Consider the following 22,419-nt stretch of genomic DNA (forward strand, 5'->3'; position numbering starts at 1 on the left):
TGCCCGGCGCACCAAATCTCCTGGAGAGCTGATATGCCCCAAATCCTGATGCCCGCGCTCTCGCCGACCATGGAGGAAGGAACGCTCGCCAAATGGCTGGTGAAGGAGGGCGACGAGGTGAAATCCGGCGACGTCATCGCCGAAATCGAAACCGACAAGGCGACGATGGAAGTCGAGTCGGTCGATGAAGGCGTGGTCAAGGAATTGCTGGTCGCCGAGGGTACCGAGGGCGTGAAGGTCAACACACCGATCGCGCTGGTGCTGGCTGAAGGCGAGACTGCCTCCGCCGCGCCGGTCGCCCAGACCGCGCCCGAACCCGCGGAAGCGCCTGTCGTGGCTGCCGAAAAGGCTGCCGAGGCCGCCCCTTCGACTGCCGCCGTACCGGCAGCGCCGAAATTCGAAGCGCAGAGCGACCCCAACCTCCCTGATGGCGTCGAGATGGTCGAGATGACCGTGCGCCAGGCGCTGAACGAGGCCATGGCTGAGGAACTGCGCCGTGACAAGGACGTGTTCGTGATGGGCGAGGAGGTGGCCGAATACCAGGGCGCCTACAAGATCACCCAGAACCTGCTGCAGGAATTCGGCCCCCAGCGCATCATCGATACCCCGATCACCGAGCACGGCTTTGCCGGCCTGGCCGTCGGCGCGGCTTTCGCCGGCCTCAAGCCCATCGTTGAGTTCATGACCTGGAACTTTGCCATGCAGGCGATCGACCAGATCATCAACTCGGCCGCCAAGCAGCTCTATATGTCGGGCGGCCAGGTCAAGGCGCCGATGGTGTTCCGCGGTCCCAATGGTGCCGCGGCCCGCGTCGGCGCGCAGCACAGCCAGGATTATTCGGCCTGGTACAGCCACGTGCCCGGCCTCACCGTCATCGCGCCCTATAGCGCCGCTGACGCCAAGGGCCTGCTCAAGGCCGCCATTCGCTCGCCCAATCCGGTCGTCTTCCTAGAGAACGAAATCCTCTACGGCTCGACCGGCCTCGTCCCCAAGGTCGATGACTTCGTCCTGCCGATCGGCAAGGCCCGCATTGCCCGCAAGGGCGCCGATGTCACCATCGTCTCCTTCTCCATGGGCATGCGCTACGCCACCCAGGCGACCGAGAAGCTGGTTGCTGCCGGCGTCGATGTCGAGCTGATCGACCTGCGCACCCTGCGTCCGATGGACAGCGACACGGTCATTGCCTCGGTCAAGAAGACCGGGCGCCTGGTGACGGTGGAAGAGGGCTGGCCGCAGGGCGGCATCGGGTCCGAGCTGTCGGCCCGCGTCATGGAGCAGGCCTTCGACTATCTCGATGCTCCGGTGATGCGCGTCACCGGCAAGGACGTGCCTATGCCCTATGCTGCCAACCTCGAAAAGCTGGCGCTGCCGAACGTCGATGAAGTGATCGCGGCGGTCAACGCCGTGACCTACCGCTCGTAAGGAGAACCGGGATGCCAATCGATATCACCATGCCGGCGCTCTCTCCGACGATGGAAGAGGGCAAGCTCGCCAAGTGGCACGTCAAGGAAGGCGACTCCGTCTCTTCCGGTGACGTGATCGCCGAAATCGAAACCGACAAGGCCACGATGGAAGTCGAGGCCGTGGACGAAGGCAAGATCGGCAAGATCATGGTCGCCGAAGGCACCGAAGGCGTGAAGGTCAATGCCGTCATCGCCGTGCTGCTGCAGGAGGGCGAAAGCGCCGATGCGGCTGCTGCGCCCAAGGCAGAGCCGAAGGCTGAGGCTCCCAAGCCCGCCGCCGAGGCACCCAAGGCCGATGCCGGCACGGTGACCCGCGCCAATGCCGAGACGCAGACTGCGCCCGCTGCCAAGGCCGCTCCTGCGCCTGCCGCGACCAAGTCGGAAGGTGGCAAGGTGTTTGCCTCGCCGCTCGCCCGGCGCCTGGCCAAGGAAGCCGGCATCGAGGTGTCGGCGATTTCCGGTTCTGGTCCCAAGGGCCGCGTGGTCAAGTCCGACGTCGAAGCCGCCAAGTCAGGCAAGACACCGCTCAAGGCTGCTACTTCCGCACCGGCATCCGCACCCGCCACTGGCGGCGCCGCACTGGCCGGCGGCATGACCAAGGCCCAGGTTCTCGCCCTCTATCAGGAAGGCAGCTACGAGCTGGTGCCGAATGATGGCATGCGCAAAGTCGTGGCGGCGCGCCTGACAGAATCCAAGCAGACCGTGCCGCATTTCTACCTGACGCTCGACTGCAAAATCGATGCGCTGCTGGCCGCGCGCGAGCAGATCAATGCACAGGCGCCCAAGGGCAAGGACGGCAAGCCGGCCTACAAGCTCTCGGTCAATGATTTCGTGATGAAGGCCTGGGCCGTGGCCTTGCAGCGCGTGCCGATGGCCAATGCCACCTGGGCCGGGGATTCGATCCTCTATCACAAGCGCAGCGACGTCGCCGTGGCGGTCGCCGTTCCCGGCGGCCTGTTCACCCCGGTGGTCAAGAGCTGCGATACCAAGACGCTTCGGGAAATCTCCGAAGAGGTCAAGGATCTGGCGACCCGCGCCCGCAACAAGAAGCTGGCGCCGCATGAATACCAGGGCGGCGCCACCTCGGTCTCCAACCTGGGCATGTTCGGCATCAAGGAATTTGCCGCCGTCATCAACCCGCCGCATGGCACGATCCTGGCCGTCGGTGTGGGCGAAGAGCGTGTCTATGCCGATGCCCGCCAGGTCAAGATCGCCAATTTCATGACGGTGACTCTCTCCTGCGATCACCGTTCGGTGGACGGAGCGCTGGGCGCCGAACTGCTCGGCGTGTTCAAGGGCCTGATCGAAAACCCGGTAATGATGCTGGCCTAAGGGGCAGGGCGCATGAAGACCATTCTCGCCTATGGCGACAGTCTGACATTCGGGGCCAATCCGCAGCCCAACGGGCCGCGGCACGCCTATGAAGACCGCTGGCCGACCGTGCTGGAAAAGGGCCTGGGCGGCAAGGCCAGGGTGATTGCCGAGGGGCTGGGCGGTCGCACCACCGCGTCGGACGACTGGTATGCCAATGCCGATCGCAACGGCGCCCGCATCCTGCCGACGCTGCTGGAAAGTCATTCGCCGCTCGACATGGTCATCATCATGCTGGGCACCAATGACCTCAAGCCCGCCATCTGCGGCTCGGCCCTGGAGGCTTCGTTCGGCATGCGCCGGCTGGTGCAGATCATCCGCGGCCACTATGCCGGCAAGGGCGAGACCGCCCCGAAGATCGTCCTCGTCGCGCCGCCGCTGCTCTGCGACACCGAGAATGCCGACATGCTTGGCCATTTCGGTGGCCTCGCGCACGGTCTGGAGCAATCCAGCCAGTTTGCCGCCCACTACGCCCGCCGGGCTGAAGAATGGGATACCGGATTTTTTGACGCCTCGACGGTGGCCGTGGCCGATCCGCTCGATGGCGTGCATCTCGATGCCAGGAATACGCGGGCGATCGGCGAGGGGCTAGTGCCGGTCGTCAAATCCATGCTGGGTCTTTGACCCGCACCAATAGACTTTTCGGAGGCCCAAATGGCTGACCAATACGACCTTCTCGTCATCGGCGCCGGCCCCGGCGGCTATGTTGCCGCCATCCGCGGCGCGCAGCTCGGCATGAAGGTGGGCATCATCGAGCGCGAGCACATGGCGGGCATCTGCTCCAACTGGGGCTGCATTCCCACCAAGGCCCTGTTGCGCTCGGCCGAGATCTACGGCCATATGAGTCACGCCAAGGACTATGGCCTGACGGCGGAAAAATTCGGCTTCGACATCGACGGCGTGGTGAAGCGCAGCCGCGCCATCGCGGCGCAGATGAACAATGGCGTCCAGTTCCTGATGAAGAAGAACAAGGTCGACATCATCTGGGGCGAGGCCGTCATCACCAAGCCGGGCGAGGTCAAGGTCGCGCCGACCAAGAAGGCGATCCAGCAGCCGCAGGTGCCGCCACCGAAAAACGCTTTGGGTGAAGGCACTTACAAGGCCAAGAATATCATCATCGCGACCGGCGCACGGCCGCGCGTGCTGCCCGGCATCGAGCCGGATGGCGACAAGATCTGGACCTATTTCGAGGCGATGAAGCCATCGGCCATGCCCAAGAGCCTGGTGGTGATGGGTTCGGGCGCCATCGGCGTTGAATTTGCCTCGTTTTATCGCTCGATGGGCGCGGAAGTGACCATTATCGAGCTGCTGCCGCAGATCATGCCGGTGGAGGATGCCGAGATTGCCGGCCTGGCGCGCAAGCGGCTGGAGAAGCGCGGCATCAAGATCCTGACTGACGCGAAGGTGGAGAAAGTCACCAAGCATGCCGCAGGAATTCTTGCAGATGTCTTGCTGAAAGACGGGAGCAAGCTTCAGGTCTCCGGCGACAAGCTGATCTCGGCCGTTGGCGTCCAGTGCAACATCGAAAATCTGGGCCTCGAGACGGTCGGCGTGAAAACCGAGCGCGGTGCCATCGTCATCGACCACTATGGCGCGACCAACGTCGCCGGTATCTGGGCAATCGGCGACGTCGCCGGCCCGCCGATGCTCGCCCACAAGGCCGAGCATGAAGCCGTCATCACCGTCGAGAAGATCGCGGGGCTCAAGGTCCATGGCCTGGACAAAACCAAGGTGCCGGGTTGCACCTATTGCGAACCGCAGGTGGCCAGCGTGGGCCTGACCGAGGCCAAGGCCAAGGAAGCCGGACGCGAGATCAAGGTCGGCCGCTTCCCCTTCGTCGGCAATGGCAAGGCGATCGCCCTGGGCGAGCCCGATGGGCTGGTCAAGACCATCTTCGACGCCAAGACCGGTGAACTGCTGGGCGCCCATATGGTCGGCGCGGAAGTGACCGAACTGATCCAGGGTTTCGTGATCGCCATGAACCTCGAAACGACCGAGGAAGAGCTCATTCACACCATTTTCCCGCATCCGACGCTGAGCGAAACGATGAAGGAAAGCGTTCTGGATGCTTACGGGCGCGCGCTGAACATCTAGCCGCCGCTTTCCACAGGCATCACACGGCTTTTCAAGGAGTTATCCACATGGTCAAGGCAATCCAAGTCGGCCTGGGACACTGGGGATTCAGCTGGACCAAGGAAGTTATCCCCAAAGTTCCCAACATCCACATGGTGGGCTATGTGGATTCCAGTCCGGAGGCCATCAAGCGGGTGCAGAGCGAACTCGGGATCGAGGAAAGGCGCTGCTTCCACAGCCTCGACGAGGCGGCCAAAGGGGTAGAAGCCGATCTCGCCATCTGCACGCTCCGCACCGAAGCGCATTATCCGGTCGTCAAGCGGTGCCTCGAGCTGGGATTCAACGTGCTGGTCGAGAAGCCCTTTGCTTCGACCATCGCGCAGGCCAAGGAACTGGTCGAACTGGCGCGCGCCAGCGGCCGGGTGCTGATGGTCAGCCAGAACTACCGCTTCCAGCCGGCACCGATTGCGGCAGCCGAACTGATCGGCGCGCAGAAGTTCGGCCCGGTAAACCTGGTGTCGATCGACTTCCGCCGCCATGCGCCCAGCCAGGGCTATCGCTACTGGGACATGCCTGATCCGCTGCTGGCCGACATGTCGATCCACCACTTCGACCTGATGCGCATGGTGCTGAACGACAATCCCAAGCGAGTCTCCTGCCGCACCTGGAACCCGCCCGCCAGCCCCTTCGGGCATCATCCGATCGGCGTGGCGACGCTGGAATTCGAGAAGGGCACCATCGTGTCCTATCGCGGCAGCTGGATGAGCAGTGGCCCGGTTACCCCCTGGGCGGGCGAATGGACCATGGATTGCTCGGAGGGCGAGATCATCTGGAGCTCGCGCGATCATTTCATGGGCAAAGCCGGCCCCGACAAGTTGAGCCTGCGCGAGCGGGACGGCGAGGCGGTCGCCTTTCCGCTCGACCCCATCGAATATGCCGACCGCACGGGTACGCTCGCGGCCATCGCCAAGGTGATCGAGACCGGCGCGATTCCCGCGCGTTTCAGCTCGGGAGAAGATAACCTGCATTCGCTGGCCCTGGTGCAGGCGACGATTCTGTCGGCTTCCCGGCATGGCGAATGGGTTGAAATCGCGGAGGTACTGCAGTGAGCGTCGGCATGACTGAACTTCTGATTTTCCTGGCGATCGGGCTGGTGGCCGGGTGGCTTGCCGGCCTGCTGCTGGGCGGCGGCGGATTGCTGCGCAACCTGATCGTGGGCGTCATTGGCGCCTTTGTCGGTGGCTGGCTGCTCTCGGTGGCCAATATCTCGCTGCCGGTCGGCAATGCGCTGGTCAGCCAGATCATCACCGCCACCATCGGCGCTATCGTCGTGATCCTGGTTGCCCGAGTGGTCGCTCGATAAGGGCGGGGGCTTGAAGGACACTCGACGGGACGCAATATCTCGTGGAGAGTTTGAGAGGGCAAATCATGGCACTACCGGAACGGCAAACTGCGGGCGGGGGCTTCACCATGGGTGGAAACAATAATCGCGCGATCCTGATTTTTCTGGGCATCGGCATCCTGGCGGGCTTCCTCGCCAGTCTCATCGTCGGAGGCGGCGGCCTGATCACCTACCTCATCAGCGGGGTGATCGGCTCGTTCGTGGGAGGGTATCTGTTCACGGCGCTGCGGATCGATCTGGGGATCAGGAACGATGTGGTTCGCCAGATCGTCACCTCGACGGTCGGCGCCATCATCGTCGTGCTGCTGGCACGGCTGATCGCTTAACCGCGGTCGCACCCAACGTCAGGACATCCCTTGGTCACTCTGATCGACACCTCTGCGCTCAAGCCGCGCCACCCCGAAAAGGCCAACCGGCCCGAAAGCGTGGTGCTGCGCAAGCCGGACTGGATCCGCGTCAAGGCACCGGGCTCACCGGTCTACAAGGAAACCCAGCAGATCGTGCGCGAGAACAATCTCGTCACCGTCTGTGAGGAAGCCGGCTGCCCCAATATCGGAGAATGCTGGTCCAAGAAGCACGCGACCTTCATGATCATGGGAGAGATCTGCACCCGCGCCTGTGCCTTCTGCAATGTGCGCACCGGCCTGCCGGGACCGCTTGACGCTGGCGAACCGGAACGCGTTGCCCTGGCGGTCCAGAAGCTCGGTCTGGAACATGTCGTCATCACCTCGGTGGACCGCGACGACCTCGCCGACGGCGGTGCTCGGCACTTTGCCGAGGTGATCCTGGCCATCCGTGCCGCCAATCCGAGAACCACCATCGAAATCCTGACGCCGGACTTCCTGCGCAAGGACGGCGCGCTGGAGATCGTCGTGGCGGCCAAGCCCGACGTCTTCAACCATAACCTTGAGACCGTACCCTCCAAGTATCTCAAGGTGCGCCCGGGGGCCCGCTACTTCCACTCGATCCGCCTGCTGCAGAAGGTCAAGGAACTCGACCCCACCATGTTCACCAAGTCCGGCATCATGGTCGGGCTGGGTGAAGAGCGGAACGAAGTGCTCCAGCTGATGGACGACCTGCGTTCGGCCGATGTGGATTTCCTGACCATTGGCCAGTACCTGCAGCCGACCAAGAAGCACTATCCGCTGCAGCGTTTCGTGACGCCGGACGAGTTCAAATCCTATGCGACGGTAGCGACGGCCAAGGGCTTCGCGCTCGTCTCGTCCAGCCCGCTGACCCGCTCGTCCCACCATGCCGGCGAGGACTTTGCCCGGCTCAAGGCGGCGCGCATGGCGAAGATGGGACATTGAGACGTCAGCACCAGGACGTCATCCCCGCGCGGGCGGGGAGCCACACTTACTGCGGCACATTGGCAAGAATGGATTCCCGCCTTCGCGGGAATAACGCCGTGGAGTATTCATGGTCCACCGAAACCCCTGAATAGCCCAAATCAATGAAGCGTTTCTTCGAGCGGCATGTGCCGCACCTGCCGCAGCCCATGTTCGAGATCGTGGCCGATCTCAATGACTATCCGCGCTTCATTCCCAACTGCAAGGCGATGGAGGTTCGCAAGGACCCCGCGGCCGGCGCGGCGGACGTGCGGCTGGCCAGGATGACCCTGTCCTTTGGGCCGATCACCCAGGCCTATACCAGCCGGGTCACGCTCGACCACCAGGCGCTGACCATCTCGGCCAGGGCGGTGGACGGCCCGTTCGCCTATCTCGACAGCGTCTGGAGCTTCGAGCCCGAAGGCATGGGCACGCGGGTCCGGTTCGAGATCGACTTCAAGATATCAAATCCGCTCATCGCAGCCGTGGCCGAGCCGGCTTTCGCCGCCAAGCAGGCGGAGATTATGCAGGCCTTTGCCGACGAGGCCGATCGGCGATACGGAGACTGACCCTAATCCATCCCTTAGGGACGGCAGAGCCGTCGCCCTAATCCTTGTCGCTGGTCAGCACCTGCAGCACCAGATCGAGCGCCGCCCTGACGCTTGCCTTGCGGATTTCATCGCGACCCAGATCGCCGAACCGATGCTCGATGACCACGGTCGCCAGCTCTGACGAGACCGCGACATAGACCAGCCCGATGGGTTTCTTTTCGCTGCCGCCATCCGGGCCGGCAATGCCTGTCACGGCGACCGCGTAGTCCGCACGCGCCGTGTTGCGCGCACCATCGGCCATGGCCCGGGCCACCTGGTTGCTGACCGCGCCATAGTCGCGGATCAGGCGGGCCTGCACGTGAATCATGCGGGACTTGGCAGTGTTGGCATAGGTCACGTAGCCGCCATAAACGGCGGCAGATGCCCCGGGAATGTCTGTTAGTGCCGACGCGATCATGCCGCCGGTACAGCTTTCGGCAGTCACAATGGTCTTGTTGGCTTCGGTCAGGATATCGATGATCCGCTTGCCGGGATCGGACGTTGCCGTCTCCACTTTCCGTGCTGCCATCAATCGACCCTCGGCACTTCTACGCTTGCACTCGCCATCGCCACGATACCTTCCTCCCGCCCGGTAAACCCGAGTTGCTCGCTTGTCGTTGCCTTGATCGCGATCCGTGTGGTCGCGATCCCGAGTGTTTCAGCGATAATCCCCTGCATCGCCGCAACATGCGGTCCGATCCTCGGCGCTTCGCAGACGATTGTCACGTCCAGATTGACGATACGCCCGCCGGCTCTGGCGACGAGCACCCCGGCATGCTTGAGGAAGACCGTCGACGCCGCGCCGCGCCACTGCATGTCGGAGGGCGGAAAGTGGACACCGATATCGCCTTCGCCGATGGCCCCGAGGATGGCGTCGGTCAGTGCGTGCAGCGCCACGTCGGCGTCGGAATGCCCCTTGAGCTTCGCCTTATGGGGAATACGGACGCCGCCCAGCCAGACCGCGTCGCCCGGTTCGAACGGATGGACGTCAAAGCCGGTGCCGACGCGGGTCTCCATGGTCTGATCTCCGGATAGGATGCGCTCTGCCCGGGTAAAATCCCCGGGGTGGGTGATCTTGATATTGTCGCGGTCGCCCGTGACGATGGCAACGCGGAGACCGGCCCATTCGGCGATTTCGGCATCATCGGTGAACTGGCGGCGAATGGTCGAGGCACGCATATGGGCGGAGAAGATCTGCCCGAAGCGGAAACCTTGCGGCGTCTGCGCCGCAAACAGCCGGCTGCGGTCCTCGGTGGCCGTGACCTGGCGTCCGTCGGTCGAGCGCTTGATAGTATCGGTGACGCCAATGGCGGGCAGGGCGCCTTCATATTGATCGAGAGCGGCGATTACGTCACCGATGACCTGCAGCGTCGCGAAGGGGCGCGCCGCATCCTGAATGAGCACCAGATCGGGCTTGTGCGGCGCCAGGGCCTTCAGGCCCTCCAGAACCGAGGCCTGTCGCGACGCTCCGCCGACGACGGGCGGCAACAGTCGTTCATCGTCCAGTCGTAGCGCCGCATAGCGCTCCGCATGATCAGCGTGAATGACGGTCACCAGACGGGTGAGATTGGGCACTCCGAGAAATGCGCTGATGGTGCGGGCCAGGACCGGCTTGCCGGCGACAAGTCGGTATTGCTTGGGGTCGGTTGAACCATCGGCGCTGACCCGCTCGCCCTTGCCGGCGGCGACGACGAGGACGGCAATCGACTTTTGACGCATGGAACCCGGCACTCTGAACTTGAAACCGTAATCTCGTCGTGGTCTAGCGCCCGCCACGACATGCGGCAAGTGCAGGGCAGCAGCACGGTCGACTGGGCCATATGGGGTGTTGCACTACCCGCCATTTTGACTATTGTGCAGGCACTATTGTGGACTTGATCATTTCTGGGGCAGTTTGTGTCTGAAGATGCCTGCAAGTTGAGCATCGGGGGCCATCTGGTGCGCAACACCGCGTTCCTGGCGCCGATGGCGGGAATCACCGACCGGCCGTTCCGAAAGCTCGCCGAGCGTTTCGGTGCCGGCATGGTGGTATCCGAGATGATCGCCAGCAATGCCCTGGCCGTCGGCAACCACGAGATGGCTCGCAAGCTCGGCAAGCCGGGCAGCCTGCCGCATATGGTGCAGCTCGCGGGCTGCGAGACCGAGTGGATGACGCGCGGCGCCAGGATTGTGCACGATGCGGGCGCCGATATCATCGACATCAATTTCGGCTGCCCTGCCAAGCGCGTGACCAATGGCTATGCCGGCTCGGCGCTGATGCGCGTGCCAGATCATGCGATGACGCTGATCGATGCCGTGGTGAAGGCAACACCGCTGCCGGTGACGGTCAAGATGCGACTGGGCTGGGATGACGACAGCCTCAACGCCGCGGACATGGCGCGGCGCGCCGTCGAGGCGGGGGTGCAGATGATCACGGTGCATGGTCGCACGCGGCAGCAATTCTACAAGGGCACTGCACGCTGGGAGCTGGTACGGGCCGTTGTCGAAGCGGTTGACGTACCGGTCGTGGTCAATGGCGACATTGTCGATCTGAAGACCGCGCGCGAGGCGTTGCGGCAGTCGGGCGCCGCCGCCGTGATGCTGGGCCGCGGTGCGCAGGGGCAGCCCTGGGCGGTGGCACAGATCGGGGCAGGGCTGGCCGGACGGGCCGGGCCGGCGACACCTGATGGCGCGGACCTGGTGGCGCTGGTGACCGAGCACTACGAGGACATGCTGATCGAATATGGCACCGCCGTCGGCCTGCGCGCCGCGCGCAAGCATCTGGACTGGTACACCGAGGCGGCCGGCATCGTGCTCGCCAAGCCCGATCGCAACGCCTTCCTCAACAATGAAGACCCGGCCGAGGTCATCCGACAGATCGGCACCATCTTTTCCAGCGAACAAAGGGCCGCAGCATGAGCGCCATAGAGGCCCCGGCGCCCGCCGTCAGCCCCGTTCCGTCAACCGCGGTGCTGCAGGCCCTGCCACAGCCGATCATCGTTTGCGGCGAGGATCGCCAGATCACCTTCGTCAACTATGCCGCCGAAGCCTTTTTCGGGGCGTCGCTGAGCGTGCTGACCCGCCAACGGCTGGACGACCTCATCGCTTTCGGCTCGCCGATCATCAGCTTGGTCGAGACCGTGGCCGCACGGCGCGCTCCCATGACCGAATACCGGGTGCGCATCGGCTCCTCCCGCTTTGGCGACGAGCGCATCGCCGACGTGTTCGCCAGCCCGCTTTCGGACAATGACGGCCGCGTGGCCCTGCTGATCCAGGAACGCACCATGGCCGACAAGATCGACCGCCAGATGGTGTCGCGCGGCGCCGCGCGTTCGGTTACCGGCCTGGCCTCGATGCTGGCTCACGAGATCAAGAACCCGCTCTCGGGCATCCGTGGCGCCGCGCAACTGCTGGAGCAGACGGTCAATAGCGACGAAATCCCCCTAGCGCGGCTGATCCGCGAGGAGACCGACCGCATCGTCGGCCTGATCGACCGGGTGGAAGTGTTCGGCGACGAGCGCCCGATGGAGCGCGAGCCGATCAACATCCACGTCGTGCTGGACCGGGTGAAGCTCCTGGCTCGCAATGGCGTGGGGCGCGGGATCACCTTCTCAGAGGAGTATGATCCGTCGCTGCCGCCGGTCTATGGCAACCGGGACCAGTTGATCCAGGTGTTCCTGAACCTAGTGAAGAACGCCTCGGAAGCCCTTGAACGGACACAGAAACCCGAGATCAAATTCTCCACGGCATTCCGGCCCGGCATCCGCATCAGCGTCACCGGCGTCTCCGAGCGCATTTCCCTGCCGCTCGAGATTGTCATCGAGGATAACGGCCCCGGCGTCCCCCCCGATATCCTGCCCTTCCTGTTCGACCCCTTCGTCACCACCAAGCAGAATGGCTCGGGCCTCGGCCTGGCGCTGGTGGCCAAGATCGTCGGCGACCATGGCGGCGTGATCGACTGCGACAGCCGGCCGGGACGCACCAAATTCAGAATACTGCTTCCCGTTGCGAGCGGGGCATTCCAGGCACCACTTGATGAGGAAGCGGCCAAATGAGCCATGTTGTCCTGCTCGCCGATGATGACGCCGCCATCCGCATGGTGCTCAACCAGGCGCTGACGCGCGCCGGCTACGAGGTTCGCCCGACCGGCAACATTTCCACCATGTGGAACTGGGTCAGCCGGGGCGAGGGTGACATCCTGATCACCGACGTGGCGATGCCCGATGGCAATGCCTTCGAGGTGATGCCCAAGATCAAGAAGCTGCGCCCCGATCTGCCGATGATCGTGATGAGCGCGCAGAATACGTTCATGACGGCCATTCGCGCGTCGGAGGTCGGCGCTTACGAGTACCTGCCCAAACCGTTCGATATCACCGAGGTCTTGTCGGTGGTGGCGCGGGCGCTGGCGGATGCCAAGAAGCCAACCAATGCCGAGCGCAAGGCGGACGAACCGGGCGAGACGATGCCGCTGGTGGGCCGCTCCACCGCCATGCAGGACATCTACCGCGCCCTGGCGCGACTGATGCAGACCGACCTGACGGTGATGATCACCGGCGAGAGCGGTACCGGCAAGGAGCTGGTAGCGCGGGCGCTGCACGACTTCGGCAAGCGCCGCAACGGACCATTTGTGGCCATCAACATGGCCGCTATCCCGCGCGACCTGATCGAAGCCGAACTGTTCGGCCACGAGAAGGGCGCCTTTACCGGCGCCAACACCCGCTCGTCCGGTCGTTTCGAGCAGGCCGAGGGCGGCACGCTGTTCCTCGACGAGATCGGCGACATGCCGATGGATGCCCAGACGCGCCTGCTGCGCGTGCTGCAGGAAGGCGAATACACGATGGTGGGCGGTCGCAGCGCGATCAAGACCAATGTCCGTATCGTCGCCGCCACCCACCGTGACCTGAGCCAGATGATCCGGCAGGGCCTGTTCCGCGAAGACCTCTACTACCGCCTCAATGTCGTGCCGATCCGACTGCCGCCGCTGCGCGAGCGCGTCGACGATGTGGGTGACCTGGCCGCGCATTTCCTCAAGGTCGCGCAGCGCGAGGGGGAGCCGATCAAGTCGATCTCGCCCGACGCCATCCGGCTGATGCAGAATTATTCCTGGCCCGGCAATGTCCGCGAGCTGGAAAATCTCGTACGGCGCCTCTCGGCCCTCTATGCCGACGAATCCATCTCGGCCGAGATCGTGCAGAACGAACTCAATATCGCCGAGCGCCCAGCAGCGCCCGGCGCGGCAGGGCCCATGGACGTATCGATGGCCGTGGAGACCCATGTGGGCCAACTGTTGCGGGAATATGAGCCCAATCTGCCGCCGCCAGGCCTCTACCAGCGGGTGATCGACCGCGTGGAGGCGCCGTTGATCGCCATGGCGATCAATGCCTGCGGCGGCAACCAGATCAAGGCGGCAGACCTGCTCGGGCTCAACCGCAATACGCTGCGCAAGAAGATCCGCACGCACAGCATCGAAATCGTCAAGCACAGCCGGCGCAGCTAGGCGCGTCGGCTTTACTTTCGCCGCCGGGTGGCCAGGTGCAGAGCCAGCGCCGCTGGCGCTGCGAAGGCGATGATGGTCCATGACAGGCGCTTTGGACGCGGCTCGTCCTGGGGCAGGGGGCGCTCCAGCTTCTTTCGCGCCCGAGGCCAGGCGCTGCCCACGCTGTCGGCCACTTGAGCGCCTCTCTGGCCAAGTGGTTCTTCCGGCCCGGTTGTGGAGTCCCGCGCCGTCTGGTGTTCGATCTCCGAATTCACCTCGGCGCCGATGATGACCAGTGTCATGGTGATCCACAGCCACGTCATCAGGCCGATCGTGGCGCCAAGGGAGCCATAGGTGGCATTGTTGTCGGTGAAATTGGCCACGTACCAGGAAAACACCGCCGAAACGGCGCCGAACAGCGCCACGGTGAGGATCACGCCTGGGGTGATCCAGCGCCACTTGGCGGCCTGCCGGCTTGGCCCCCAGCGATAGAGCGCTGCAAGCACCGCCAGCACCACCAGCATCAATATGCCGTATGACGCCACCCGCACCGCCCATTCGAGGCCTTCGCCGCCTGGAAGCCGCATGATGACCGCCGGCAGGAGCAACAGCACGCCAACCACCAGGCACGCGGCAACGGCGCCGCCAAGGGTAAAGAGCAACGCCATCGCGTTCAGATGGAGGAAGGACCGCTTCTCCTCTTCGCCATAGGCGATGTTCAGGGCCTCAAACATGGCCTTCACCCCGGCACTGGCGCTCCACAGCGCAAGGACAAGTGAGAAGACCAGAGCCAGGCCAAGCGTGTTGTTGCTCTGTCGGGTGAGGCGAACGAGCTGATCGCGGATGGTCTCCAATACGCCGGGCGGAACGATCCCTCTCAGCATTTCGACCTGATCGATGACACCGCTGGGATTGTTGAACAACCCGTAGATCGAGACAACGGCAGTCAGCGCTGGCACAAGGGCCAACAGCACGTAAAAGGCGACCCCGGCCGCGGTGAGCATGATGCGGTCTTCGGCGATGCTGCGATAGAGCCGCCACAATATGTCGAGACGACCTGGCCCGGGAATATCGGTCGGATCGGTCGCCCGGCGGCCACGGCCAACCTGCCTGGCATTCTGCCTGTCGGCCTCTGTGGGAAGCGTATGATCCGCACCACTTCGCTCAGTCACTTATGCACGCCCAATTGAGGCCCGCGACTTGTCGTAGGTGCAGACGGCAGAGAGTCGATTGAACTCATGGGACGAGCTCCTGGCTTGCCAGTAGCAATGTCCTCAGACTTCGGCTGTTCCCGACCCCTGTCAGTTATTTGTCCAGGAGCGGCAGGCGGCCAGACCGCTATCCAGTGTCACGGGCAACCAGTTTGCTGAACATCCCGGCCCTGCGAGCGTAGCTCTCCGGGCCTCGATTGCGGAAAACGCTCCACTGGAGCGTTTTCCTGCCGCAATCGAGTGTCACATTTTGGCAACAATTGTCTTGAAGGGTCGGACAAATTGGGTCAGGTTCTGCCCCTGCGGCGGAAATGGAGTGCCCTTGGGCATTGATGAATGACTTAGCAGCGACAGGCGAGGCGGCCCAACGGGATATCGCGAGCGATGTGACTCAGCCGGTCAAGTCGCCGTTTTCTGTTGCCCGCAACAACCGGTCGCTTCGCATCCTGGGCTTCATCGTGGTGTCCGCCTCGGTGCTGATGTCGTCGATTTCGTTCCTGATTCTCTCGGGCACGACCAATATCGAACCCTCGACCACTGTCTGGACCGTGATCTGGATCGTCACCGGGGTGCTCGTGCTGCTGGTGATCGCCCTGGTGGTGACCGAGGCCATGCTGCTGATCCAGGCCCGCATGCGGGGGCAGGCCGGCGCCGGCATGCAGATCCGCATGGTGACGATGTTCGCGCTGGTGGCCGCGATTCCGGCGGCGATCGTCGCCGTGGTCGCGACCATCGCGCTCAACCAGGGGCTGGATCAGTGGTTCTCCGAGCGCACGCGCGCCATGGTGGAGAGCTCGCGGCTGGTTGCACGCTCCTACATGCTCGAACATGCCCAGGTGTTGCGCGACGATGTCATCTGGGTGGCCGAGGAACTCGAGCAGGCCCACGGCACCTATAACGAGGACAAGGAACGGTTCCAGCGTATCCTCACGGCCTTGGCCGTGACCCGCTCGCTGCCCTTCACCTCGCTGGTCAACGCCCAGGGCGATACGTTGATGCGCGCCCAGATCGCGGTGCAGGGAGCCTATCCCCGCCTGCCTGATGGCATAACCGCCGGACTGGTGGAGGGCATACCGGCGGCGATCGCGCCGGGACGGATCAACCTTGTCGGCTCCGTCATCAAGCTGCGGGGATATGAGGATACCTACCTGTTCGTGGCCCGGCCCGTCGAGGCCGAGGTGCTCGAATATATGCAGCTCACCGACGAGAACATCACCGAATACCGCCAGTATGCGTCCAACCGTCTGGTGTTCCAGATCACCTTCACCATCATGTATGTCGGCCTCGCCGTGGTGCTGCTGCTGGCGGCCCTGTGGATCGGCATCGCGCTTGCCAATCGCTTCGTCGACCCGATCCGAAACCTGATGATCGCCTCCAACCGCGTCAGCAAGGGCGACCTCGACGTACAGGTGCCAGTACAGGAGGGCAGGGGCGACCTGCGGGACCTCAGCAACGGCTTCAACCGCATGACCGAGCAGCTCAAGAGCCAGCGCGAGGCGCTGCTGACGGCCAGCGAGATGAACGAGAAGCGGCGCCAGTTCACCGAGGCGGTGGTGGAAGGCGTGTCGGCCGGCATTATCGGCCTTGATCCGTTCGGGGCGGTCACGCTGGTCAATGCCCGCGCCTGCGAAATGCTGGACCGCGACGAAATCGACCTGATGGGCGAGCCCATCGAGAAGGTCATGCCGCAGCTTGCCCCTACGCTGGAACGCGCGCGTTCCGCCCGGCGCGGCCAGGTGCGCGACCAGATCCAGCTTGGTAATGAAACCGATCGGCGTACCTACCAGGTGCAGTTGACCCGCGAGGGTTCGATAACCGAATCAAAGGGTTACGTTCTGACCTTCGACGACATTACCGATCTGGAATCGGCGCAGCGGACGAGCGCCTGGGCCGACGTGGCGCGCCGCATCGCCCATGAGATCAAGAACCCGCTGACGCCGATTCAGCTTTCCGCGGAGCGGCTGCGTCGTCGCTACGGCGCGCGGCTGGAGGACGACCGCGACGTCTTCGACAAATGCATCAACACCATCGTGCGCCAGGTGGGCGATATCGGCCGCATGGTCGACGAATTTTCGGCCTTTGCCCGCATGCCCGAGGCCGCCCCCGAAATCGCCGACCTCAACGATACGGTCCGCCAGGCAGTGTTCCTCGAGAGCGTTCGCCTGCCGGAAATAACCATCCACACCACGTTGCCCGAGGACCCGATCTACGCGTGGTTCGACAGCCGGCTCATTTCGCAGACGCTCACTAATCTGATCAAGAACGCGGTGGAAGCGTTTGAATCAGTGGAAAAATCTGATAGCTGGACGCCGACGATCACCGTGGAGGCCCAGTTGGAGGCCAGCCATGCGCGGGTTGCCGTCTCCGACAATGGCAAGGGCTGGCCCAAGGATAACAGGCAAAGGCTGCTGGAACCCTATATGACGACCCGGGAAAAGGGCACCGGCCTGGGCCTGGCCATCGTCGCCAAGATCATCGAACAGCACGGCGGCATCGTCGAGCTCATCGACGCAGAGCCCGATCCGGCCGGCCGGATCGGCGCCTGCGTAACATTCACGCTACCCCTGCAATCGCCCACCAAATCTTCAGTGGCGGCAGGTCCGGACGACCCGAACGACCAATCCGCCCAACAGGAGGAACCGCTGGCTTCAGCGGTGGTTCACAAGTAATGGCACTCGATATTCTTATTATTGACGACGAAGACGACATTCGTGACCTGATCGCGGGCATCCTCGAGGACGAGGGCTTCGAGACCCGACAGGCCCACGACGCCGATAGCGGCCTCAACGAGATTGCCCGCCGCCGGCCAAGCCTGGTCTTCCTCGACATCTGGATGCAGGGCTCCCGCCTTGACGGGCTGCAGCTGCTCGATGTGTTCCAGAGCCAGCACCCCGATATGCCGGTGGTGATGATCTCCGGCCATGGCAATGTGGAAACGGCGGTGTCCGCCATCCGTCGCGGCGCCTACGACTATATCGAGAAGCCCTTCAAGATCGACCGGCTGCTGCACATCACCCAGCGAGCCATGGAGGCAACGCGCCTCCGCAACGAGGTGGCCGAACTCAAGGAGCGCTCGGCGACCAAGAGCGCCGATATGGTCGGCACGTCGCCGGCTTTGCAGCAGGTGCGGGCCATCATCGAGAAATCGGCCCCGACCAATTCCCGCATCTTCATTTCCGGCCCTTCCGGGACCGGAAAGGGCCTGGTGGCGCGCCTGATCCATCAGCGCAGCCCGCGCGCCGAGTCGCCATTCGTCGAAATCAACGCTTCGCTCTATGCCCCCGAGGAGGTGTCCGTCGTACTTTTCGGGCGCGAAGCGCGCGAAAAGAACAGCATGCTCAAGGTCGAGGTCGGGGCCCTGGAAAAGGCTCATGGCGGCACGCTCTATCTGTCCGAAGTGACGACGCTGCCTGCCCAGACGCAGGCGGCGCTGCTGCGGACGCTGGTGGAAAACCGCTTCAACCGCGTCGGCGGGACCCAGGCCGTGCCGATCGACGTGCGCATCATCTCATCGAGCTCACAGAATGTGGCGGCGCTGGTCGAGTCGGGCGAACTGCGCTCGGATCTGTTCCATCGCCTATCCATCGTGCCGCTGCCGCTGACGCCCCTCAAGGAGCGCCGCGAGGACGTGCCGCCGCTGGTCAATGTCTTTATCGAGCAGGTCTGCCGCATGCACAATCTGCAGCGCGTGACCGTGGGCGACGACGCCATTGCCGTGCTGCAGGCGCAGGAATGGCCGGGCAATGCGCGGCAATTGCGCAACTCCATAGAACGCCTGCTGATCCTGATGAAGGACCAGCAACCCGCCGATGGCGTCATTACGGCCGCCATGCTGCCGTCCGACATTGGTGAAGTGCTGCCGACGGTTGGCGATACCGATGCGTCCGCTCACCTGATGAGCCTGCCGCTGCGCGATGCCCGCGAAGTTTTCGAGCGGCAGTATCTGCTGGCGCAGATCGAACGGTTTGGCGGGAACATCTCCAAGACGGCGGAGTTTGTTGGTATGGAGCGCAGCGCCCTGCACCGGAAGATCAAGTCACTGGGACTCTGAAAATCTTCTGAAAATTCGGGGGCGCCATGCAATTGGCGCGGTAGGCACGAAAAACGATATGTGCCATAGTCGTTAGTGCGTGATGAATTCATGCCAGCAGGGACTGGGCGGCAGTCCCGAGGCTGGAATGGCAGGTGGTTGCAACGACGACAGCGACAAGCAATGCCGCGAAAAGAGGCCTGAATGGCGAACGAAAAACAACAAAATCTCCAGGATTCCTTCCTCAATCATGTTCGCAAGCAGAAGGTGCCGGTCACGATTTTTCTGGTGAACGGCGTGAAACTTCAGGGTGTGATTACCTGGTTCGACAATTTCTGCCTGCTGCTGCGCCGCGATGCGCAGTCGCAGCTTGTGTATAAGCACGCGATCTCGACCATCATGCCGGGCGCGCCGATTCAGCTGTTCGATCCCGAGCAGAACCACGATAGCGACTGACAGGCGGTACTTTGACCGAGTTTGACGACGACGAGGCCGTCCAGCGGGGCGGCCCAAAGGCGTTTATAGACCAGCGCGAGCAGCCCACCCGTGCGGGCCTGGTCGTGCCCGATGTGCGCGGCCATGCCTCCCAGCACATGATCGACGCCCGCAAGGCCGAGTTCGAGGGGCTGGCCGAGGCCATTGGGCTTGAGATCGTCTTCTCCGAAATCATCAAGGTTCGCGAGATCAAGCCCGCCACCTTCATCGGTGGCGGTCACACCGAAACGCTCGCGGCGCGGGTGAAGGCGGACAAGATCGAGGTGCTCCTGGTCGATGCGAGCCTCACCGCGATCCAGCAGCGCAATCTTGAAACCGAGACCAGCGCCAAGGTCCTCGACCGCACGGCGCTGATCCTCGAGATCTTCGGCGAGCGCGCCGCGACCCGCGAAGGCGTGTTGCAGGTCGAACTCGCCCATCTCAACTATCAGAAGGGCCGGCTGGTCCGCTCCTGGACCCACCTTGAGCGGCAGCGCGGCAGTGGCGGCACTGGTTTCATGGGCGGCCCGGGCGAAACCCAGATCGAAAGCGACCGCCGCCAGATCATGGACCGTATCGTCCTGCTCGAAGATCGCCTGGAAAAGGTCAAGAAGACCCGCGCCCAGCAGCGCCAGCAGCGCGGCGGCACGCCAATTGTTGCGCTGGTAGGCTATACCAATGCCGGAAAATCCAGCCTGTTCAATGCCTTGACCGGGGCAGGGGTGTTCGCCAAGGACCTGCTCTTCGCCACGCTCGACACCACCGTGCGCAAGCTGCAACTGCCGCATGGCCGTGAGGTCATGCTCAGCGACACCGTGGGCTTCGTCGCCGACCTGCCCACCGACCTCGTCGCGGCATTTCGCGCCACGCTGGAAGAAGTGCTCGACGCCGACGTGATCCTGCATGCCCGCGATATCGCCAATCCGGACCATGTCGCGCAGGCGCACGACGTGCTCAAGGTCCTGGCCGACCTCGGCGTTTCTCCGGAGACGACGCCGGTCATCGAAGTCTGGAACAAGATCGACCTGGTCGGCCCTGACGCTACTGTCGGTATCGTGCCCGCCGGAAAGGTGGCCGGTGTCGTCCAGGCATCGGCAGTGACCGGGCAGGGGATCGACGAGCTCAAACTGACCATCGAGAAGGCGCTCGGCGAAAAGAGCAGGACCTACCACGTCCACGTTCCGCACACTGCGGGCGGCGATATCGGCTGGCTTCATTCCCATGCCGAGATCATCTCGCGCGACGAGCCGACAGAGCAGGGCTCGGGCTTTATCGTGCGCGTCGAACCGCGTCACAAGGCGGCATTTCTCGAGCGCTTCAACGGCCGGTTCGAGAGTTCAGACGCCTAGATCTTGTCGGCCGCCCGGACCTCGTTCCAATAGAAGTCCAGCCGTTCGAGCCCGGCATCCTTCGGCTCGATTCCATCTTCGCGGCAGCGCGCCTCGACGTGATGAAAGCGGCGGGTGAACTTGTAGTTGGCCTCCCGCAGGGCCGCCTCGGCATCGATGCCGGCATGCCGGGCCAGGTTGGCTACGGCGAACAGCAAATCCCCGATCTCCTCATGCACGGCTGCGGCATCGCCGGATGCCTGGGCCTGTACGACCTCGTCGAGCTCCTCATCGACCTTGGCTTTCACCGAAGCAAAATCCGGCCAGTCGAAGCCCACCTTGGCCGCACGCTTGGTGAGCTTGCCGGCCCGCGCGAGGGCAGGCAGCACATTGGGAACGTCATCGAGAACCGATGGCGCCGCTTCCCCCTTGCGCGCCGCCTTGGCCGCGCGCTCCTGGGCCTTGATGGCTTCCCAGCGCCCCTCCGACGCCGCCGACGTGCCGGCTTCCACGTCGCCAAAGACATGCGGATGCCGTCGGATCAGCTTGTCGGTAATGGCGTAGATCACGTCGCCAATGTCGAAATGGCCGGTCTCGCGCGCCATCTGGGCGTGATAGATCGGCTGCAGCAGCAGATCGCCGAGTTCCTCGCGCAGGTCGGCAAAATCCTGGCGCTCGATCGCGTCGGCCACCTCATAGGCCTCCTCGATCGTATAATGGCGGATGGTCGAAAAATCCTGCTCCAGGTCCCAGGGGCAACCCGTATCCGGGTCGCGCAGGGCGGCCATGATTTCGATCAGGCGGGCAATATCGCGTGAGGGCTGCATCTTCATCTCAGGCTCTGGAATCGGTCAGCCGAACCTAGCACCAACGCCGCTCCTCCGTCCGCCTTACTCCTCGAACCGGCTGGCAGCATCACGGTCGCGCTCGTACCGTTTGTTGAGGGAGAATGGCGGCAGCCACGACTCGCGTCGCATGGTCCACAACTCGTAGGTTGGCCTGAACTGATCAGGCTCATCCAGCGACCCCAGATTGACCTCGATTTCGTCGCCGCTGCGGGAGAATACCGACGAGCCACACCGGGGGCAAAAGAACCGTCCGGCATAGTCGCGCGTCTCGCCATCGATCGTCACCGCGTCCAGAGGGAAGATCGCCGAGGCGTGAAACAGAGCGCCGTGGTGCTTGCGGCAGTCGAGGCAGTGACAGAGCCCGACGCGGTATGGACGTCCCGTAGCGACAATGCGAACGCTGCCGCACAGGCAACCGCCGGTGACTCGGTCCATGTTGTGTGTCTCCTCCAAGATCAGATAGCCGATCTGATGATTGCCCGTAGAGGGGGGCGGTCCGCGATCTCACAAGTCCTGCAACCAAAGACCGTCTCCGGCAAGGGCACTTAAAGCCCATCCATCATTCGCATAATATATATTATGGAACTATTCCGTTGCCGAAACCGTGGGACGGAACCGCGCTTGTCACCTCACATTCGTTCGTGTTCATGACACTCGTTGTCGCCCGCAATCCAATCTGGCACTGGCAATAGTCCAATTTGGCACTGAGGCTCGAACAGGCCTGGTTGTGCTTAGCTCTAGATGTCCCCGGCCCTGCGCTTGAGCTCCTGCAGCCTTGGTCCATCTGCCCTGCCGTCAGCGTCGATCGTTTCGGGCAGCAAGCTCGCTTCTGGTGCCTCGGATCGT

General features: G+C 63.5%; 21 protein-coding genes. 16 read left to right on the forward strand and 5 right to left on the reverse strand.

The annotated features are described in order from the left end of the window. Positions 1-33: 33 nt before the first annotated feature. The 9 genes from IH615_RS07060 to IH615_RS07100 all read left to right on the forward strand — a co-directional run bounded on the left by IH615_RS07060 (position 34) and on the right by IH615_RS07100 (position 8,206). Positions 34-1,422 (forward strand): pyruvate dehydrogenase complex E1 component subunit beta, encoded by a 1,389-nt coding sequence (locus tag IH615_RS07060; RefSeq protein ID WP_291360955.1) that lies wholly within the window; start codon positions 34-36, stop codon positions 1,420-1,422. 11 nt (positions 1,423-1,433) lie between these two features. After that, positions 1,434-2,795 (forward strand): pyruvate dehydrogenase complex dihydrolipoamide acetyltransferase, encoded by a 1,362-nt coding sequence (locus IH615_RS07065; protein ID WP_291360957.1) that lies wholly within the window; start codon positions 1,434-1,436, stop codon positions 2,793-2,795. A 12-nt stretch (positions 2,796-2,807) separates the two neighbouring features. After that, complete coding sequence (locus IH615_RS07070; RefSeq protein ID WP_291360959.1) at positions 2,808-3,458, forward strand: SGNH/GDSL hydrolase family protein; 651 nt, start codon at positions 2,808-2,810, stop codon at positions 3,456-3,458. Between the two features lie 30 nt (positions 3,459-3,488). Then, entirely contained in the window at positions 3,489-4,928 is a 1,440-nt protein-coding gene (gene lpdA / locus IH615_RS07075) for a dihydrolipoyl dehydrogenase (protein WP_291360961.1), read from the forward strand. Between the two features lie 47 nt (positions 4,929-4,975). Further along, a complete protein-coding gene (locus tag IH615_RS07080) occupies positions 4,976-6,016 on the forward strand; it encodes a Gfo/Idh/MocA family oxidoreductase (protein ID WP_291360963.1) in 1,041 nt (346 codons plus the stop codon). Positions 6,017-6,024: 8 nt separating this feature from the next. Next, entirely contained in the window at positions 6,025-6,270 is a 246-nt protein-coding gene (locus IH615_RS07085) for a GlsB/YeaQ/YmgE family stress response membrane protein (RefSeq protein ID WP_291360965.1), read from the forward strand. Between the two features lie 107 nt (positions 6,271-6,377). Then, the gene (locus IH615_RS07090; protein WP_291361113.1) at positions 6,378-6,635 is read left to right on the forward strand and encodes a GlsB/YeaQ/YmgE family stress response membrane protein; all 258 of its coding nucleotides are present in this window, start codon (positions 6,378-6,380) and stop codon (positions 6,633-6,635) included. A 30-nt stretch (positions 6,636-6,665) separates the two neighbouring features. Next, the gene (gene lipA / locus IH615_RS07095) at positions 6,666-7,619 is read left to right on the forward strand and encodes a lipoyl synthase (protein ID WP_291360967.1); all 954 of its coding nucleotides are present in this window, start codon (positions 6,666-6,668) and stop codon (positions 7,617-7,619) included. Between the two features lie 143 nt (positions 7,620-7,762). Next, complete coding sequence (locus IH615_RS07100; RefSeq protein ID WP_291360969.1) at positions 7,763-8,206, forward strand: type II toxin-antitoxin system RatA family toxin; 444 nt, start codon at positions 7,763-7,765, stop codon at positions 8,204-8,206. Positions 8,207-8,243: 37 nt separating this feature from the next. Here IH615_RS07100 and IH615_RS07105 read toward each other — a convergent pair whose 3' ends face one another. Further along, complete coding sequence (locus IH615_RS07105) at positions 8,244-8,756, reverse strand: CinA family protein (RefSeq protein ID WP_291360970.1); 513 nt, start codon at positions 8,754-8,756, stop codon at positions 8,244-8,246. Next, positions 8,756-9,946, reverse strand: coding sequence for a bifunctional 2-C-methyl-D-erythritol 4-phosphate cytidylyltransferase/2-C-methyl-D-erythritol 2,4-cyclodiphosphate synthase (locus IH615_RS07110; RefSeq protein ID WP_291360971.1), 1,191 nt, complete (start codon positions 9,944-9,946; stop codon positions 8,756-8,758). Before IH615_RS07110 ends, IH615_RS07105 begins: the two co-directional genes overlap by 1 nt. 177 nt (positions 9,947-10,123) lie before the next feature. On the opposite strand from IH615_RS07110, the gene dusB reads away from it, so the two are divergent. From dusB to ntrC, 3 genes are read left to right on the forward strand one after another with little or no spacing between them, the layout of a single operon-like run. Next, positions 10,124-11,125, forward strand: a complete 1,002-nt coding sequence (gene dusB, locus IH615_RS07115; protein ID WP_291360973.1) for a tRNA dihydrouridine synthase DusB — start codon at positions 10,124-10,126, stop codon at positions 11,123-11,125. Beyond that, entirely contained in the window at positions 11,122-12,261 is a 1,140-nt protein-coding gene (locus IH615_RS07120) for an ATP-binding protein (protein WP_291360974.1), read from the forward strand. Before dusB ends, IH615_RS07120 begins: the two co-directional genes overlap by 4 nt. Continuing rightward, the gene (gene ntrC, locus IH615_RS07125; RefSeq protein ID WP_291360975.1) at positions 12,258-13,703 is read left to right on the forward strand and encodes a nitrogen regulation protein NR(I); all 1,446 of its coding nucleotides are present in this window, start codon (positions 12,258-12,260) and stop codon (positions 13,701-13,703) included. Before IH615_RS07120 ends, ntrC begins: the two co-directional genes overlap by 4 nt. Before the next feature lie 11 nt (positions 13,704-13,714). On the opposite strand, the gene IH615_RS07130 is transcribed toward ntrC, so the two are convergent. After that, positions 13,715-14,854, reverse strand: a complete 1,140-nt coding sequence (locus tag IH615_RS07130; protein ID WP_291360976.1) for a YihY/virulence factor BrkB family protein — start codon at positions 14,852-14,854, stop codon at positions 13,715-13,717. Between the two features lie 371 nt (positions 14,855-15,225). On the opposite strand from IH615_RS07130, the gene IH615_RS07135 reads away from it, so the two are divergent. The 4 genes from IH615_RS07135 to hflX all read left to right on the forward strand — a co-directional run bounded on the left by IH615_RS07135 (position 15,226) and on the right by hflX (position 20,746). Further along, positions 15,226-17,562, forward strand: coding sequence for a PAS domain-containing sensor histidine kinase (locus IH615_RS07135; protein WP_291360977.1), 2,337 nt, complete (start codon positions 15,226-15,228; stop codon positions 17,560-17,562). After that, the gene (locus IH615_RS07140; protein ID WP_291360978.1) at positions 17,562-18,944 is read left to right on the forward strand and encodes a sigma-54 dependent transcriptional regulator; all 1,383 of its coding nucleotides are present in this window, start codon (positions 17,562-17,564) and stop codon (positions 18,942-18,944) included. The genes IH615_RS07135 and IH615_RS07140 overlap by 1 nt, the downstream gene beginning before the upstream one ends. Before the next feature lie 183 nt (positions 18,945-19,127). After that, positions 19,128-19,379, forward strand: coding sequence for an RNA chaperone Hfq (hfq, locus tag IH615_RS07145; RefSeq protein WP_056230518.1), 252 nt, complete (start codon positions 19,128-19,130; stop codon positions 19,377-19,379). Positions 19,380-19,477: 98 nt separating this feature from the next. Beyond that, positions 19,478-20,746, forward strand: a complete 1,269-nt coding sequence (gene hflX, locus IH615_RS07150) for a GTPase HflX (protein ID WP_291361115.1) — start codon at positions 19,478-19,480, stop codon at positions 20,744-20,746. On the opposite strand, the gene mazG is transcribed toward hflX, so the two are convergent. Beyond that, entirely contained in the window at positions 20,743-21,552 is an 810-nt protein-coding gene (gene mazG / locus IH615_RS07155; RefSeq protein WP_291361116.1) for a nucleoside triphosphate pyrophosphohydrolase, read from the reverse strand. The two genes, hflX and mazG, sit on opposite strands and share 4 nt — an antisense overlap. A 63-nt stretch (positions 21,553-21,615) precedes the next feature. Continuing rightward, entirely contained in the window at positions 21,616-22,008 is a 393-nt protein-coding gene (locus tag IH615_RS07160; protein WP_291360979.1) for a GFA family protein, read from the reverse strand. Positions 22,009-22,419 lie beyond the last annotated feature (411 nt).

The sequence above is a fragment of the Devosia sp. genome (assembly GCF_014860165.1).
In the GTDB taxonomy this organism is placed as follows: Bacteria; Pseudomonadota; Alphaproteobacteria; order Rhizobiales; family Devosiaceae; genus Devosia.